Annotated in this window: 15 protein-coding genes; 7 read left to right on the top strand and 8 right to left on the bottom strand. The window is 65.2% G+C overall.

Annotated elements, in window-relative coordinates; genetic code table 11:
- Positions 1-99 precede the first annotated feature (99 nt).
- Positions 100-525, bottom strand: a complete 426-nt coding sequence (locus MnOB_RS07555) for an organic hydroperoxide resistance protein (RefSeq protein ID WP_077523611.1) — start codon at positions 523-525, stop codon at positions 100-102.
- A gap of 71 nt (positions 526-596) precedes the next feature.
- A complete protein-coding gene (locus MnOB_RS29360) occupies positions 597-722 on the bottom strand; it encodes a hypothetical protein (RefSeq protein ID WP_265093679.1) in 126 nt (41 codons plus the stop codon).
- Positions 723-1,085: 363 nt separating this feature from the next.
- Here MnOB_RS29360 and edd point away from each other — a divergent pair, with 363 nt between their 5' ends.
- Positions 1,086-2,912, top strand: coding sequence for a phosphogluconate dehydratase (edd, locus tag MnOB_RS07560; RefSeq protein WP_077523612.1), 1,827 nt, complete (start codon positions 1,086-1,088; stop codon positions 2,910-2,912).
- The gene (locus MnOB_RS07565) at positions 2,909-3,862 is read left to right on the top strand and encodes a glucokinase (protein WP_077523613.1); all 954 of its coding nucleotides are present in this window, start codon (positions 2,909-2,911) and stop codon (positions 3,860-3,862) included. The genes edd and MnOB_RS07565 overlap by 4 nt, the downstream gene beginning before the upstream one ends.
- Before the next feature lie 173 nt (positions 3,863-4,035).
- On the opposite strand, the gene MnOB_RS07570 is transcribed toward MnOB_RS07565, so the two are convergent.
- The gene (locus tag MnOB_RS07570; protein ID WP_077523614.1) at positions 4,036-4,905 is read right to left on the bottom strand and encodes a MurR/RpiR family transcriptional regulator; all 870 of its coding nucleotides are present in this window, start codon (positions 4,903-4,905) and stop codon (positions 4,036-4,038) included.
- A 173-nt stretch (positions 4,906-5,078) separates the two neighbouring features.
- Here MnOB_RS07570 and zwf point away from each other — a divergent pair, with 173 nt between their 5' ends.
- From zwf to MnOB_RS07595, 5 genes are all read left to right on the top strand, one after another.
- Entirely contained in the window at positions 5,079-6,548 is a 1,470-nt protein-coding gene (zwf, locus tag MnOB_RS07575; protein WP_077523615.1) for a glucose-6-phosphate dehydrogenase, read from the top strand.
- The gene (gene pgl / locus MnOB_RS07580; protein ID WP_077523616.1) at positions 6,535-7,248 is read left to right on the top strand and encodes a 6-phosphogluconolactonase; all 714 of its coding nucleotides are present in this window, start codon (positions 6,535-6,537) and stop codon (positions 7,246-7,248) included. The genes zwf and pgl overlap by 14 nt, the downstream gene beginning before the upstream one ends.
- Positions 7,249-7,264: 16 nt before the next feature.
- Positions 7,265-7,954, top strand: coding sequence for a bifunctional 4-hydroxy-2-oxoglutarate aldolase/2-dehydro-3-deoxy-phosphogluconate aldolase (locus MnOB_RS07585; RefSeq protein WP_077523617.1), 690 nt, complete (start codon positions 7,265-7,267; stop codon positions 7,952-7,954).
- Positions 7,955-8,238: 284 nt separating this feature from the next.
- Positions 8,239-9,864: an NADP-dependent glyceraldehyde-3-phosphate dehydrogenase gene (locus MnOB_RS07590; RefSeq protein WP_077523618.1), complete on the top strand. Its 1,626-nt coding sequence runs from the start codon at positions 8,239-8,241 to the stop codon at positions 9,862-9,864.
- Positions 9,865-10,024: 160 nt separating this feature from the next.
- Entirely contained in the window at positions 10,025-10,843 is an 819-nt protein-coding gene (locus MnOB_RS07595; RefSeq protein WP_077523619.1) for a shikimate 5-dehydrogenase, read from the top strand.
- Between the two features lie 134 nt (positions 10,844-10,977).
- Here the strand turns inward: MnOB_RS07595 and MnOB_RS07600 are convergent, their stop codons facing one another.
- The 5 genes from MnOB_RS07600 to MnOB_RS07620 all read right to left on the bottom strand — a co-directional run bounded on the left by MnOB_RS07600 (position 10,978) and on the right by MnOB_RS07620 (position 16,822).
- Positions 10,978-11,454, bottom strand: a complete 477-nt coding sequence (locus tag MnOB_RS07600; protein ID WP_077523620.1) for a MarR family winged helix-turn-helix transcriptional regulator — start codon at positions 11,452-11,454, stop codon at positions 10,978-10,980.
- 131 nt (positions 11,455-11,585) lie between these two features.
- Positions 11,586-13,148, bottom strand: a complete 1,563-nt coding sequence (locus MnOB_RS07605; protein WP_077523621.1) for a methyl-accepting chemotaxis protein — start codon at positions 13,146-13,148, stop codon at positions 11,586-11,588.
- 49 nt (positions 13,149-13,197) lie between these two features.
- The gene (locus MnOB_RS07610) at positions 13,198-13,989 is read right to left on the bottom strand and encodes an ABC transporter ATP-binding protein (protein ID WP_077523622.1); all 792 of its coding nucleotides are present in this window, start codon (positions 13,987-13,989) and stop codon (positions 13,198-13,200) included.
- Entirely contained in the window at positions 13,989-15,788 is a 1,800-nt protein-coding gene (locus MnOB_RS07615) for a branched-chain amino acid ABC transporter ATP-binding protein/permease (RefSeq protein WP_077523623.1), read from the bottom strand. The genes MnOB_RS07610 and MnOB_RS07615 overlap by 1 nt, the downstream gene beginning before the upstream one ends.
- Complete coding sequence (locus MnOB_RS07620; RefSeq protein WP_077523624.1) at positions 15,785-16,822, bottom strand: branched-chain amino acid ABC transporter permease; 1,038 nt, start codon at positions 16,820-16,822, stop codon at positions 15,785-15,787. Before MnOB_RS07620 ends, MnOB_RS07615 begins: the two co-directional genes overlap by 4 nt.
- Positions 16,823-16,916 lie beyond the last annotated feature (94 nt).

Genomic DNA, 16,916 nt, shown 5'->3' on the forward strand with positions numbered 1-16,916 from the left:
AATCGCCGTTCTTTTTTCATGGCTCCCCGGAAATCCGCGAAGAACCAAAAAAAAGCGGGCATTCCATTTCGGGATGCCCGCCCTTGTTCGTTGCGTGACTCAGACCAGGGTCAGGGTCACGTCGATGTTGCCGCGGGTGGCGTTGGAGTAGGGGCACACGATGTGGGCCTTGTCCACGATGGCGCGGGCTTCTTCACGGTCCAGGCCGGGGAGGTCGATGCGCAGCTCCACCTCGATGCCGAAGCCGGTGGGAATGGCGCCGATGCCCACGATGCCTTCGATGGAGGTATCGGCCGGGAGCTTGTGCTTGTCGCGGGCAGCGACGAATTTCAGTGCGCCGAGGAAGCAGGCCGAGTAGCCGGCTGCGAACAGTTGTTCGGGGTTGGTGCCTTCGCCGCCGGCACCGCCCAGCTCGCGCGGGGTGGTCAGGTTGACGTCGAGTACGCCGTCGGAGGAGATGGCTCGGCCTTCACGGCCGCCAGTGGCTTCTGCGTAGGCGCGGTACAGAACGTTTTCGATGCTCATGATGGTTTCCTTTTCAGTCGGTATGGATTGCGTGGTGTGCGTGGTGTGCGTGGGTGTTCGGGTTATCGGGATCAGCCGTCGTGGTTGATCAGCCATTCCGGGTACAGCGCACCGCTGCGGCGGCTGTCCGGCTGGGCATCAGCGAAGCTGGCGGAGGAAAACGCGAGGACGGCGGTGACGGTGATCAGGGCTTTCATGGCGAGTCTCCAGTGTTCATTTGTTCGTTAATATTTTGCGCGCTAAGTTGTTTGGTGAGGTAGAAGTTAATGCTGAATTATTTTGTGCGCAAGATAATTTTTAGAGCGTTTCGCGCTAATCCGATATCGCTTCAGGCATAAGCGTCTGGAATGCGCCTTCGGCGAGATAGGTGACGCAGTAGGGCGGCGTTATGCTGCGCGTCACCGGCCCGCCTGGTGGTCTATATGAATGGCAAGGCCCCTTCTTAGGCTTTGTTGTTGTAACAACAAAATATTTGGCGCTTCTTAGTGAAATTTGCGCGGCGATGAACGTACTGTGGTTTCTATCAATACAAATCCCGCCCGCTATCTGGAGTCGAATCCATGCATCCCCGCGTACTTGAAGTAACCCGGCGCCTGGTGGAACGCAGTCGCGCAACCCGCGAGCGCTACCTGGCGATGATCCAGAAGGCGGCCAGCGATGGTCCGCAGCGCGGCAAACTGCAGTGCGCCAACTTCGCCCATGGAGTGGCCGGTTGCGGGGGCAGCGACAAGCAGCGCCTGCGTCTGATGGAGTCGGCCAACGTGGCGATCGTCACCGCCTACAACGACATGCTCTCGGCCCACCAGCCCTATGAGGACTACCCGGAAAAGATCCGCCAGGCCCTGCGCGATATCGGTTCGGTAGGGCAGGTGGCCGGCGGGGTTCCGGCGATGTGCGACGGGGTCACCCAGGGCGAGCCGGGCATGGAGCTGGGCATCGCCAGTCGCGAGGTGATCGCCATGTCCACCGCTGTCGCGCTGTCCCACAACATGTTCGACGCGGCACTGTTCCTCGGCATCTGCGACAAGATCGTCCCCGGCCTGATGATGGGCGCGCTGCGCTTCGGCCACCTGCCGTCGATCTTCGTTCCTGCCGGGCCCATGCCGTCAGGCCTCTCCAACAAGGAAAAGGCCGAAGTGCGCCAACGCTATGCCGAGGGCAAGGCAAGCCGCGACCAGCTGCTGGAGTCGGAAATGCAGGCCTACCACAGTCCTGGCACCTGTACCTTCTACGGCACCGCCAATACCAACCAGATGCTCATGGAGGTGATGGGCCTGCACCTGCCGGGCGCATCCTTCGTCAATCCGAACACGCCGTTGCGCGAGGCCCTGACCATCGAGGCGGCCCGCCAGGTGACGCGTCTGACGAAACAGGGTGGGCAGTTCATGCCCATCGGCGAGATCGTCGACGAACGCGTGCTGATCAACGCCGTCGTCGCCCTGCACGCCACCGGCGGTTCCACCAACCACACCCTGCACATTCCGGCCATCGCCCAGGCCGCTGGCATCCAGCTCACCTGGCAGGACATGGCTGATCTTTCCGAGGTGGTGCCGACGCTGGCCCACGTCTATCCGAACGGCAAGGCCGACATCAATCACTTCCACGCGGCGGGTGGCGTGGCCTTTCTGGTGCGCGAGCTGCTCGATGCCGGCCTGCTCCATGAAGACGTCAACACCGTGACGGGTCCTGGCCTGCGTCGCTACACCCAGGAGCCGTTCCTCGAGGAGGGTGAGCTGGTCTGGCGCGAAGGTTCGGGCAAGAGTCTGGACGACAACATCCTGCGGCCGGTGGCGCACCCGTTCTCGCCGGAGGGCGGGTTGCGGGTCATGGAAGGCAACCTGGGTCGCGGCGTGATGAAGGTTTCCGCCGTAGCCCCCGAGCACCAGGTGGTGGAGGCTCCGGCGCGGGTCTTCCACGACCAGCAGGCGCTCGCGGACGCCTTCAAGGCAGGCGAACTGGACCGCGACCTGGTGGCGGTGATGCGCTTCCAGGGGCCGCGCAGCAATGGCATGCCCGAGCTGCACAAGATGACGCCCTTCCTCGGCGTGCTGCAGGACCGTGGCTACAAGGTGGCCCTGGTCACCGACGGGCGCATGTCCGGTGCTTCGGGCAAGATTCCCGCCGCCATCCACGTCTGCCCGGAGGCCTTCGACGGCGGCCCGCTGGCACGTGTGCGTGATGGTGATCTGATACGCGTGGATGGCACCACCGGCACCCTGGAAGTGCTGGTGGACGCCGCCGAGTTCGCATCGCGCGAGCTGGCGCCGTGGGACCTGGAACCCAACATCGGCACCGGCCGCGAACTCTTTGCTTTCATGCGCGAATCCTTCAGCACGGCAGAGCAGGGTGCCAGCGCCTTCACTCGCAACCTGACGAGTCTCACGTGAAGCTGGCGCTGGTCGGCGACATCGGCGGTACCAATGCCCGCTTCGCCCTGTGGCGTGAGCGGAAGCTGGAGTCGGTGCGCGTGCTCGCTACGGCCGACTTCGCCGGGCCGGAAGAGGCCATCAGGCATTACCTTGCCGGCCTTGGATGTGCACCAGGCGATATCGGCACCCTGTGTCTGGCCGTGGCCGGGCCGGTGGATGGCGAGCATTTTCGCTTCACCAACAATCACTGGCAGCTCGACCGCTCTGCGCTCTGTCGGGCCTTGCTGGTAGACGAGCTGTTGCTGATCAACGATTTCTCCGCCATGGCACTGGGCATGATCCGTCTGCACGGGGACGAGAAACTGCAGGTCTGCGCCGGAGTCGCCGACCCGGATTCCCCGGCAGTGGTGATTGGCCCTGGAACCGGACTTGGCGTCGGTATCTTGCTGCCGCTGGATGAGGGGCGCTGGAAGGCGTTGCCGGGGGAGGGCGGCCATGTCGACCTGCCCATCGGCAATGTGCGCGAGGCAACCCTATGGCAGCAGCTGCATGGCCAGCTCGGCCACGTCAGTGCGGAAAACGTGCTCAGTGGTAATGGCCTGCTACAGCTCTATCGAGCCGTCTGCGCAGTGGATGGCCATGCGCCCCGTCTGGCTTCACCCGCCGAAGTGAGCGCGGCGGCATTGGCGGGGGAGCCAATCGCTGAAGACGTGCTGGAGCTGTTCTGCAGTTGGCTAGGCCGGGTTGCCGGCAACATCGTGCTGACCCTTGGCGGCCGTGGTGGCGTCTACATCGTCGGCGGCATGGTCCCGCGCTTCGCGGCATTCTTCCAGCAGAGCGGCTTTGCCCGCGCATTCGCCGACAAGGGCTGCATGAGCGGTTACGTCGAAGGCATTCCGGTGTGGCTGGTGACCGCCGAACATCCCGGCCTGATCGGCGCGGGCGTTGCACTCGAGCAGAGGGGCTGACGCATAGGCGTTGGACTTGGCTGCGTTGGTGGATGATAAAAGCGCCATCCACCCTACGAAGAGCGGGGTTCAGCCGCGTAGGGTGGATCACGCTTCACCGATCCACCATCGGAGTCCCGACTGGGCGCGGCGGCGGATGAAAAGGCGCCATCCACCCTACGAAAAGCAGGACCTCAGCTCGGTTCTTCATCCGCCGGATACCGGCTGGCGTTGAGGCTTTCCTTGATCTTGCGCAGATGCGGCTGGAAGTCGACGCCGCGGCGCAAGGTCATGCCGGTGGCGAGGACGTCGAGCACGGTGAGCTGGATGATGCGCGAGGTCATCGGCATGTAGATGTCGGTGTCTTCCGGCAGCGGGATGTTCAGGCTCAGGGTGCTGGCCCTGGCCAGCGGCGAGCCGGCTGCGGTGAGGCCGAGTACCGAGGCGCCGTTCTGCCGTGCCAGGCGCGCGACCTCCACCAGCTCGCGGGTCCGGCCGGTGTAGGAAATGATCACGAACAGGTCGCCCGTGTGGGCCACCGAAGCCAGCATGCGCTGCATCAGCACATCGGAATGGGCGGACACCGCGAGGTTGAAGCGGAAGAACTTGTGCTGGGCGTCCAGGGCCACCGAGGCCGAGGCGCCGAGGCCGAAGAAGTGGATCTGCCGGGCCTGGATCATCAGGTCCACGGCGCGGCTGATCAGCTGTGCGTCGAGGCTTTGCAGGGCGCTGTCGAGGGAGGCGATGGCACTGCCGAAGATCTTTCGCGTGTAGGCCTCGGGGCCATCGTCGGCGGCTACCGCCTGGCTCACGTAGGCGGCACCGCTGGCCAGGCTCTGGGCCAGCTGCATCTTCAGTTCCGGGTAGCCGTTGACGCCGAAGGAGCGGCAGAAGCGGTTCACCGTCGGCTCACTGACCTGGGCCGACTGGGCCAGCGCCGCGATGCTGTAGCGCGTGGCCTGTTGCGGATCGCGGAGGATGACTTCGGCGACCTTGCGCTCGGCCTTGTTGAGTTCGCCGAGGCGGTTCTGGATCTGCTCCAGCAGGTTGTGCACGCGGTCCATTGGGTTTCCTGGAAAAGGGCCTGCAATCGGTGGCCTATCGTACTGAGCGCACCCAGGTGGAGCCACCGCAATCTCGGGTGTTCATAAATGTAGTTTTATTACTACATTTTGTCTTGCTGCGAGGCGGGGCTGGGTGTATTCATAGACTCATGTTGGATAGAAGAACAAATATCATGGCCTCACAACCTGTCGAACCCTGCACCCTGGCCTTGTTCGGCGGCCTGGGTGACCTGGCACTGCGCAAGCTGTTCCCTGCGCTCTATCAACTGGATCGCGCCGGCCTGCTGCCGCCCGATACGCGCATCCTCGCCCTGGGTCGGGACAGTGGCGATCCGGCCCTGCACATCGCCGCCATCGGCGAGCAATTGCGCCATCATGTGCCGGTTGGTGACGTCGAGCAGGACGCCCTGCAGCGCTTCCTCGCGCGCCTCGACTACCTGTCCATGAACTTCTTCGACGCCGAAGCCTACCCGAAGCTGGCCGAGCACATCGGCCCGGTGTCCCAGTTGATCGCGTACTTCGCCACGCCCGCTTCGGTGTATGGCGCCATCTGCGCCGGCCTGGCCGCCGCAGGATTGGCCGAACGCACCCGCGTCGTGCTGGAAAAGCCTATCGGTCACGACCTGGAGTCGTCGCGGGTGGTGAACAACGCCGTGGCGGCGCACTTCCCGGAAGACCGCACCTACCGGATCGATCACTACCTGGGCAAGGAGACGGTGCAGAACCTCATCGCTCTGCGCTTCGCCAACAGCCTGTTCGAGACCCAGTGGAATCAGCACCACATCTCCCACGTGGAGATCACTGTGGCCGAGCAGGTGGGTATCGAGGGTCGCTGGGGCTATTTCGATGAAGCCGGGCAACTGCGCGACATGATCCAGAATCACCTGCTGCAGCTGCTCTGCCTGATCGCCATGGACCCGCCCAGTGATCTCTCCGCCGACAGCATCCGCGACGAAAAGGTGAAGGTGCTCAAGGCCCTGGCGCCCATTGGCGTCGAACAACTCAGCCAGCAGGTCGTGCGCGGCCAGTACGTGGCTGGAAACATCCTCGGCAAGCCGGTCCCCGGCTACCTGGAGGAGGACAACGCCAACACCCACAGCGACACCGAAACCTTCGTCGCCCTGCGTGCGGAAATCCGCAACTGGCGCTGGTCCGGCGTGCCCTTCTACCTGCGTACCGGCAAGCGCATGCCGCAGAAGCTTTCGCAGATCGTCATACACTTCAAAGAACCGCCGCATTACATCTTCGCCCCCGAGCAGCGGCCGCTGATCAGCAACCGCCTGATCATCCGCCTGCAGCCGGACGAGGGCATTTCCCTGCAGGTGATGACCAAGGAACAGGGCCTGGACAAGGGCATGAGGCTGCGTAGCGACCCGCTGCAGCTGAGCTTCTCCAACACCTACCGCAGCGCGCGGATTCCGGACGCCTACGAACGGCTGCTGCTGGAAGTGATGAAGGGCAACCAGAACCTCTTCGTGCGCAAGGATGAAATCGAGCACGCCTGGACCTGGTGCGACCGGCTGATCGCCGGCTGGCGGCAGCAGGGCGACGCACCCAAGCCCTACGCGGCGGGAACCTGGGGGCCGGTGGCCTCCATCGCATTGATCACCCGTGAGGGCAGGAGTTGGTATGGCGATCTGTAATCTCGACCTGCCGCCGCAGGTCACCGGGCTCAGTCTCAGCAGCCCGGAACAACTGGCCGGAGAACTGGCCATCACCGTCGCCAATGCCTTGCGCGATGCCGTCGATACCCGTGGTTCCGCCGTGCTGGTCGTCTCCGGCGGCCGCAGCCCGGTGGCCTTTTTCGAGCGACTTTCCACAGAGGATCTGGATTGGTCGAAGGTGACCGTCAGCCTCGCCGACGAGCGTTTCGTGCCGGTCAGCCACACCGACAGCAACGAAGGTCTGGTACGTCGTCATCTGTTGCGCGGAGCTGCCGCCGATGCGCGGTTGCTCGGCCTTTACCGCAGTGCGCCGAGTCTCGATGAGGCGGCGCGCCTGGCCGATGCGGCCCTGGCTGAGCTGGGCACCATCGACGTGCTGGTGCTCGGCATGGGCGAGGACGGTCACACCGCATCGCTGTTCCCCGGCAGTCCGAACCTGGAACAGGCGCTGCGCAGCGATTGCCCGCAGCGCTGCCTGCCGATGCTGGCACCCAGCGTGCCGCGGCAGCGCCTGACCCTGACCCTGCCGCTGCTGCACAGCGCCCACCTGACATTGCTGGCCGTGCAGGGCCAGGCCAAGCTGGCCACCCTGGCCGACGCGCTGGCGGGCGATGACGCGGCGGCAATGCCGATCCGCGCCTTCCTCCGTCGTCCCCTGGAAATCCACTGGTGCCCTTGAGCCCGAAGGAACACCCATGACCAGCCCTCCCAGCAATCGGGCGACCAGTCGCGAAACCGTGCCGAGCATGGCCGACAAGGCTGCCCTGATCGATATCCTCTGTGGCGCGGCGCGCATCCTCCCGGTGATCACCATCGAGCGCGAGCAAGATGCCCTGCCGCTGGCCGATGCCCTTGCCGCCGGTGGCCTGCATACCCTGGAAATCACCCTGCGCTCGGAGCACGGCCTCGCCGCCATCCGCACCCTGCGCGAACAGCGCCCGGAACTCTGCGTCGGCGCCGGCACCGTGCTGGACGAGTGGATGCTGGCCGAGGCCGAAGCCGCCGGCTCGCAATTCATCGTCACGCCCGGCTGCACTGCGGAGCTGCTGCGTGCGGGCGTCTACAGCCCGCTGCCACTATTGCCCGGTATCAGCAGTGCCTCGGAAATCATGCTCGGCTACGCCCTGGGCTACCGCCGCTTCAAACTGTTCCCAGCGGAAATCTGCGGCGGCGTGAAGGCCCTCAAGGCCTTCGGCGGTCCCTTCCCGGGCATCCGTTTTTGCCCCACCGGCGGCGTGACCCCCGACAACCTGCGCGACTACATGGCGCAGCCCAACGTGATGTGCGTGGGCGGTACCTGGATGATGGACAAGGACTGGATCCGCAACGGCGACTGGCAGCGCATCCAGGAAACCACGGCAGCGGCGTTGGAGCTGTTGCACTGAGGCAAGGTGCCTCGCAACGGGGCGATCCTCTGTTGTAGGGGCGAATTCATTCGCCAAGCAGGCCGAAGGTCTGCCCTGGAAAACCCAATGGGGGCACTGCGTGCCCCTTGGCGAATGAATTCACCCCTACAAGATTCGCGTCTCCCGTCTAAACCCTGATCCCGATCCCCGCGTCGACCGTTGTCGCCTCGGGATTCCGCCAAACGGTTTGCTGAAACGATTTACCACGCAACAGAATCAGGCTAAAACCGATCCCCAGTGGTTCCGAACCAGAGGAAAGCGCAATGACCGACAACAACAACCTCGATGCCCTGTTCCCCACTACCGAGCAGATTCCCGAGCGCTACCACCCCGGTGGGCCCATCGAGCAACGCGAATACCTGGTCAACGGCGAGCTGCTGCGCTGGGATGGCCCCCTGGCGGCAGTGCGCAGCCCGATCTTCCTGGCCGGTGACAAGGGCGATGAGCAGGTCGTGCTGGGCAGCACGCCGCTATTGGATGCTGACGCCGCCCTGGCCGCGCTGAATGCCGCCGTTACCGCCTACGACCACGGGCAGGGTGCCTGGCCGACCATGCGCGTGGCCGAACGCATCCAGCACGTGGAGAAGTTCCTTGCCCGCATGCGTGAGCAACGCGAGGCGGTGGTCAGGCTGCTGATGTGGGAGATCGGCAAGAACCTCAAGGATTCCGAGAAGGAGTTCGACCGCACCTGCGATTACATCGTCGACACCATCGAGGCACTCAAGGAGCTGGACCGCCGCTCCAGCCGCTTCGAGCTGGAGCAGGGCACCCTCGGCCAGATCCGCCGCGTGCCGCTGGGCGTGGCCCTGTGTATGGGGCCGTACAACTACCCGCTTAACGAGACCTTCACCGCGCTGATCCCGGCGCTGATCATGGGCAACACCGTAGTCTTCAAGCCGGCCAAGTTCGGCGTGCTGCTGATCCGTCCGCTGCTGGAGGCCTTCCGCGACAGCTTCCCGGCCGGCGTCATCAACGTCATCTACGGGCGTGGCCGCGAAACCGTCAGCGCCATCATGGCCAGCGGTAAGGTGGATGTGTTCGCCTTCATCGGCACCCACTCCGGCGCCGCCGACCTGAAGAAGCTGCACCCGCGCCCGCATCGCCTGCGCGCCGCCCTGGGCCTGGACGCCAAGAACCCCGGCATCGTCCTGCCGCAGGTGGACCTGGACAACGCGGTGAGCGAAGCCATCACCGGCGCGCTGTCCTTCAACGGCCAGCGCTGTACCGCGCTGAAGATCCTCTTCGTCCACGAAGACGTGCTCGAACCCTTCCTCGACAAGTTCTGCGCCAAGCTGGCCGCCCTCAAGCCCGGCATGCCCTGGGAGGATGGCGTGGCCCTGACGCCCCTGCCCGAGCCGGGCAAGGTCGATTACCTCAATGCGCTGCTGGAGGACGCCGTGGCCAAGGGCGCCAAAGTGGTCAATCCGGGTGGCGGCAGCCACCGGCAGAGCTTTTTCTACCCCGCTGTGCTGAGCCCGGTGAGCCCGGACATGCGCCTCTACAACGAAGAACAGTTCGGCCCGCTGATTCCGGTGGTGCCGTATCGCGAAGTGGAGGAGGTGATCGACTACGTGCTGCATTCCGACTACGGCCAGCAGCTCAGCCTGTTCGGCAGCGATTCGGCCCAGGTCGGCCGGCTGGTGGATGCCTTCGCCAACCAGGTGGGGCGTATCAACATCAACGCCCAGTGCCAGCGTGGCCCGGACACTTTCCCCTTCAACGGCCGGAAGAACTCGGCCGAGGGGACGCTGTCGGTACATGACGCCCTGCGGGTGTTCTCCATCCGCACCCTGGTGGCGACCAAGTTCCAGGCGGATAACAAGGAACTGGTCAGCGAGATCATCCGCAACCGCGAATCGAACTTCCTGACCACGGATTACATTTTCTGAGGTTCCCGGCAGAGGTCGGAGGATTTCTGTAGGGGCGAATTCATTCGCCAAGCAGGCCGAAGGTCTGCCCTGCAGGATCGATTTGGGGGCACTGCGTGCCCCTTGGCGAATGAATTCGCCCCTACAAGGCCTCGTTCGAATTCGGTTAACGGAGATTCCAATGCCCCGCCCCATCAGCCGCGACACCCGGCTCTGCATGTCGCTGTCCGGCCGCCCCGGCAACTTCGGCACGCGCTTTCACAACTACCTCTACGAAGCCCTGGACCTGGACTTCGTCTACAAGGCCTTCACCACCACCGACCTACCGGCGGCCATTGGCGGCATCCGCGCGCTGGGCATCCGTGGTTGTGCGGTTTCCATGCCGTTCAAGGAGGCCTGCATTCCATTGCTGGATGAGCTGGACGCCTCGGCTTCGGCCATCGACTCGGTCAACACCATCGTCGCCGACAACGGCTGGCTGAAGGGCTACAACACCGACTACAGCGCCGTGGCCAGCCTGCTGACGAGTCACGCGGTGCCCAAGGACATCCAGTTCGTCGTACGTGGCAGCGGTGGCATGGCCAAGGCCGTGGCCAGTGCCTTGCGCGACAGCGGTTTGCGCCACGGCACGGTAGTTGCCCGCAACCCTGAAACCGGCCCGGCGCTGGCCCGAGGCTGTGGATATCTGTGGCGGGCAGAGCTGGGTGACGAGAAGCCACAGATGCTGGTCAATGTCACGCCCATCGGCATGCAGGGCGGCCCGGAAGCCGACGCCCTGGCCTTCACCCGCGAGCAGGTGGAGGCGGCCGATTGGGTATTCGACGTGGTGGCGCTGCCGGTGGAAACCCCACTGATCCGCCTCGCCCGCGAGCTGGGCAAGCCGGTGATCACTGGCGCCGAAGTCATCGTGCTACAGGCCGTGGAGCAGTTTGTGCTCTACACCGGCGTGCGGCCGGAGGCGGAGTTGATCGAGAAGGCGGCGGAGTTTGCGCGGGGTTGAGATCGTACGAAATCTTGTAGGGGCGATTTCAATCGCCAAGCAGGCCGAAGGTCTGCCCTTCAAGGCCCCATGGGGACACTGCGTGTCCCTTGGCGAATGAATTCGCCCCTACAGGAAGTGCGCCAATGGAGGAATCAACCCTCCGGCAGATTCGCGTAGATCTTTTCCAGCGTGCCATTGAGCTTGGCGATCTGGGCTTCGGTGAGGTCCTTGAAGCTGTTGGTGAAGATGTGCGCAGTGTTCACCTGGATTTCCTCCACCATGTGGCGGCCCTTCTCGGTGATGGTCACCTGGGTGACGCGGCCGTCGTTGCTGCAAGGGGCAGTGTCCACCAGGCCGTCGTCCTTCATGCGGTAGACGATCTTGGTGACGGTGGAGAGCTTGGCGATGGCGTGCTCGGAGATTTCCGAGATGCTCGACTGGCCGTTCTCCTTGAGGATGAAGAGGATGCGCCAGCGGGGGATATCCAGGTCGATCTTCTTCAGGGTCTTTTCCATGGCCATGTTGTAGCGGCCATAGACGCGGGCGATCCAGTAGAAGGGAAACTCCTCCTTCTTGAAATCGTCGCTGGCGGGGTTGTACCGGTTGAGACGCTTTTTCGGGGTGCTCATGCGAGTGGGGCAAGGTTCGTGCTGACAGGGGGAGAGTTATAGGGGGTTGCGCGTGGGCTGTCGACAGCCGCGTGGCGCCTCCTTGATCCCGATCAGTCGGGCGGGCCGCTTTGGAGAGCGGCCCGCCGGTCTCAGCCGTGCAGGAATCGCTGGGCCAGGTCGAGTTGGGAGTTGGCCAGTTGGTGCAGTTCCTGGCCGATCTGGGTGTTGCGCTGGGCCTGGCCGGCGCTCTGTTCGGCAAGCCCGGCGATCCTTGCGATCTGCCGGCTGACCTCCTCGGCCACCTGACCCTGTTCCTCGATGGCCGTGGCCATCTGCAGGCTCATGCCGCTGATCTGGCTTGCTTCATCCTTGATACGCCGCAGGGCTTCGCGCACATCCTCCACATCGGCGCTGGATTGCTGCGCTGCTTGTTCACCGCGTTGTGCGGTGGCCAGGGCCTGTGCGCTGCCGCTGCGCAGGCGTTCGATGGACTGCTGGATCTGCCCGGTGGAATCGCGGGTGCGCGAGGCGAGGGTGCGCACTTCATCCGCCACCACGGCAAAGCCCCGGCCCGACTCGCCAGCGCGAGCGGCCTCGATGGCGGCGTTGAGCGCCAGCAGGTTGGTCTGCTCGGCGATGCTCTGGATCACGTCGGCAATGCCGCTGATGGAGTCGATGGACTCGGCGAGCTGGCCGACCGCCTGGCCGATGTCTTCCACCGATCCGCGCAATGCCTGCATCGACACCTGGCTCTGACTGGCCAGCCGCTCGCCGTCACGGGCCAGGTCGTCCACCACCTGGGTGGCGCCGGCACTGTGCTGGAGATTGCGCGACAGCTCCTGGATGGTGCTGCTCATCTGCTGGATGGCCGCCGCCGACTGCTCGGTTTCTTCCAGCTGGCGTTCCAGCTGGCTGGCTTCGCTGGCCACCAGGGCCGAGGATTCCCCGGCGCGGCTGCGCAGGATGTCGCCGTTGATATGGATGCGGGCCATCACCGTGCGCAGGCGCAGTTGGAGATTGCCCAGAGCCATATCCAGCAGGGCGTCGGCGCCGCCGCGCGGGCTGTAGGCCGGTGCCAGCAGCGGATCGCTGTAGACCTGTGGATAACTCGCCAGGCTCCGGGTCACGCCGCGTTGGCGTACATGGGCGGCCTGCAGGCTGATGGCACCAAGCCCGCCGAGCAGGGCCAGGCCGAGGCCAGCGTTCAGTTGACCGGTCAGGGTCGCGCCGGCCAGCACCAGGGCGGCCATTGCGGCGACGCTGTGTTCGCCCAGCAGGTGCAGCGCCCGTGTCGCGGCGGGCTCGGCCGGCTTGCCCTGGCGCAGGCGCGCATAAAGGGCGTCGGCGCGCAGGCAGCTGGCGCGGTCCATGGGGTGATAGACGGTACCCAGCGCCACCAGTTGGCCGTTGTCGAACAGCGGCACCACGTAGAGGTCGCTCCAGAACACGCCGCCTTCCTGATGGCGGCCCATCAGCGGGCCGTTCCACGGCACCCCGGCGCGCAGCGTTTGCCACATGCGTTCGATGACCACGGCGGGCATGCCGGGGTGGTTGATGAAGCTGAAGGACTGGTGCAGCAGCGCCTCGCGGCGATAGCCGCACATGTCCAGGTAGGCGTCGTTGCAGTGCAGCAGCCGGCCTTCCGGATCGAGGCGGGAAATCGGGGGCTCCGCGAAAGCCGGGACGGCCTGCGGAGAGGGGGATGGTTTCATGTTGTCCTCCGTGGACGGGGCCCGACCTTGCGGCCGGGCCTTGGCATCATCAGCTGGCGAGCATCTCCTGGTGCTTGCTGGCCAGGCCCAGGTAGGCCTCGATCACACGCGGGTCATCGGCCAGCTGGGCGGCGGGGCCCTGCATGGCGATCTGGCCGGTTTCCAGCACGTAGGCGTAGTCGGCCACGCGCAGGGCGGCGCGGGCGTTCTGTTCCACCAGCAGGATGGAAACCCCCTGCTGGCGCAGGGTGGTGATGATGCGGAAGATCTCGCGGGTGATCAGCGGCGCGAGGCCCAGGCTGGGTTCGTCGAGCATCAGCAGCTTGGGCTTGGCCATCAGCGCACGGCCCACGGCGAGCATCTGCCGCTCGCCACCGGAGAGGGTGGCGGCCAGTTGGTCGCGGCGTTCCCACAGGCGCGGGAACAGGTCGTAGACCTCCTTCAGCGTCACGGCGTGGTCGCGTTTGCCGCTGCGGTGGCGCTGGAAGGCGCCGAGCAGAAGGTTGTCGGCCACCGTCATGCTGCCGAACAGCTCGCGCTTCTCCGGCACCAGGCCGAGGCCGCGCGACACCATCACTTCCACTTCCGGCACCGCCTCCAGGCTGCCGTCGAAGGCGACCCGGCCACGGGAGCCGAGCACGCCCATGATGGCGGAGAGCAGGGTGGTCTTGCCGGCGCCGTTGGGGCCGATCACGGTGACGATCTGCCCCTGGCCGACCCGCAGGCTGGCGTTGGACAGGGCTTCCACCTTGCCGTAGGCGACGCTCAGGTCGCTGACTTCCAGCACCGGGTTGGCAGCGAGGTTTTCCGGCTGCTTCAGGTCTTGAATCGGCATATTCATCACTCAGCACCTCCGAGATAGGCTTCCAGCACCGCCGGGTCTTTCTGTACGTCAGCCGGCAGGCCAAAGGCGATGCGCTGGCCGAATTCCATCACCACGACCCGGTCCACCAGGCCCATGACGAAGTCCATGTCGTGCTCCACCAGGAGGATCGCCATGCCTTCGCTGCGCAGGCGGCTGAGGAGCACGCCGAGGGCTTCTTTCTCCTTGTGGCGCAGGCCGGCGGCCGGCTCATCGAGCAGCAGCAGGCAAGGGTTGGCGCAGAGGGCGCGAGCGATTTCGAGGATGCGTTGCTGACCCAGGGCAAGGCTGCCGGCTTCCACGTACAGGTAGTCACCCAGGCCGACGCGTTCCAGCTGGCGACGGGCTTCGCCCAGCAGTTCGGCTTCCTCGGCGCGGTCCAGGCGCAGGGCGGCGGCGAGCACGCCCTTGTGGCCACGCAGGTGGGCGCCGATGGCGACGTTCTCCAGCACGCTCATTTCCGGCAGCAGCTTCACATGCTGGAAGGTGCGGCTCATGCCCATGCTCGCGATCTCCCGCGAGGGGATGCCGTTGATGCGCTGGCCACGGAACAGCACCTCGCCCGAGGTGGGGGTGTCGACGCCGGACAGCTGGTTGAACAGGGTGCTCTTGCCGGCGCCGTTGGGGCCGATCAGGGCGAGGATTTCCCCGGCGCGAACGTCCAGGTTCATCTCGTTGTTGGCTACCAGACCACCGAAGCGACGCGTCACGTTGCGGGCTTCCAGCAGGACTTCGCCGGCTGCGGGCAGGTCGCGGCGTGGCAGTTCGGCGGAGGCATCCACGGCCTTGAACGACGGGCGCGGTTTCCAGGCATCCGGCACCAGGCGCAGCAGAAGCGGCCAGAGGCCGCCCGGCGCACGTTGCATCAGCAGGATGATGAGCAGGCCGAAGACGATCACCTCGTAGTTACCGGTGCTGCCGAACAGGTGGGGCAGCAGGTCCTGCAGCCACTGCTTGAGCATGGTCAGCACGCCCGCCCCGAGCAGCGCGCCCCAGACGCTGGCCACGCCGCCGATCAGCGCCATGAACAGGTAGTCGATACCCATGTGCAGGCCAAAGGGCGTGGGGTTCACGAAGCGTTGGGTGTGGGCGTAGAGCCAACCCGACACGGCAGCGAACAGGGCGGAGATGAGGAAAATCACCATCTTCGCGCGGAAGGTGTTCACACCCATCGACTCGGCCATCAGTTGGCCGCCCTTGAGGGCACGGATGGCACGGCCTTCGCGGGAATCAAGGAGGTTCTGGGTGATCAGCATCGCGCAGAGCAGCACGGCCCAGATCAGGTAGTAGATCTCCTCGCCCTTGTTCAGCTCCCAGCCGAACAGCGAGATCGACGGCAGGCCGCTGACACCGGTGTGGCCGCCGAGGGATTCCAGGGTGCCGAACAGGTAGTAGAGCGACAGGCCCCAGGCGATGGTGCCCAGCGGCAGGTAGTGCCCGGAGAGCTTGAGGGTCAGGGCGCCCAGCAGCAGGGCCACCGCACCGGTCAGCACCAGGCCCACCAGCAGGGTCAGCCAGGGTGAGGCACTGGCCCAGGCCAGCCAGCCCGGCAGGTCCTGAACTGTGGTCAGGTAGGCGCTGGTGTAGGCGCCGAGGCCGACGAAAGCCGCCTGGCCGAAGCTGGTCATGCCACCGACGCCGGTGAGCAGCACCAGGCCGAGGACCACCAGCGTGTAGAGGCCGATGTAGTTGAGCAGGGTGACGTAGTAGGGCGGCAGCACCAGCGGCGCGAGGCCGAGCACGGCCACCAGGGTGAGGATCAGGTAGCGCGGTTTCATTCATCGTCCTCCACGTGACGGCTGGTGAGGGAGCGCCAGAGCAGGAACGGGATGATCAGCGTAAAGACGATGATCTCCTTGTAGGTGCTGGCCCAGAACATCGAAAAGGCCTCGATCAGGCCAACGCCCAGCGCGCCGAGGGCGGCCACCGGGTAGCTCACCAGACCGCCGATGATGGCGCCGACGAAACCCTTGAGGCTGATGACGAAGCCCGAGTCGAAGTAGAGGGTGGTGATGGGGGCGATGAGGATGCCCGACAGCGCACCGATGAAAGTGGCCAGGGCGAAGGTGGCCTTGCCCGCCAGGGTCGGCGAGATGCCCATCAGCCGAGCGCCCAGGCGGTTCACCGCAGTGGCGCGCAGGGCCTTGCCGTAGAGGCTGCGTTCGAAGAACAGGAACAGGCTGATGATCAGTGCCAGGGACACGGCGATCACCCACAGGGTCTGGCTGTTGAAGGTCACGGGACCGAGGGTCAGGCCAGCCTCGGAGAAGGGCGCAGTGCGCGCGCCTTCGGGGCCGAACATCAGCAGGCCGAGACCGACCATGGCCACGTGCACGGCAATGGAAACGATCAGCAGCACCAACGAACTCGCCGAGGCGATCGGCTGGAACACCAGGCGATAGAGCTGCGGGCCGAGAGGTACGACCAGAGCCAGCGTGAGCAGTGCCTGGATCGCCATGGGCAGTTCGGCCAGTGGCAGGTTGCGGACCAGGCCGACCATGGCCAGGGCATAGACGAGCTTGGGAATTATCCGTTTCGGGAAGCGGAAGCCGCGGCTGGCGCGGGTCGCGTCAAACAGGTCCATGGCGCAGTCCGCCAAGGTCAGGCCGAGCAGCAGCCACACCAGCGCAGTGGGCTGACCGGCCTGCAGGCTGGCCATGGCCAGGGCGCCGTAGGTAACGAACTCGCCCTGGGGGATCAGCAGGATGCGCGTGACGGTGAAGACCAGCAGGAGCGACAGGGCCAGCAGCGCATAGATGGCGCCGTTGGTGATGCCGTCCTGGCCGAGCAGCAGGGCTATCTGGAGATTCATGGTGGGAACTCTTGTTGCGGTATTGGGGCGCGAGACGATCAGTGCGTAGGGTGGATGACGCTTTTTTCATCCACCTTCGGCGTTCGGCCGGGCT

This window comes from Metapseudomonas resinovorans (assembly GCF_002003485.1).
Taxonomy (GTDB): domain Bacteria; phylum Pseudomonadota; class Gammaproteobacteria; order Pseudomonadales; family Pseudomonadaceae; genus Metapseudomonas; species Metapseudomonas resinovorans_D.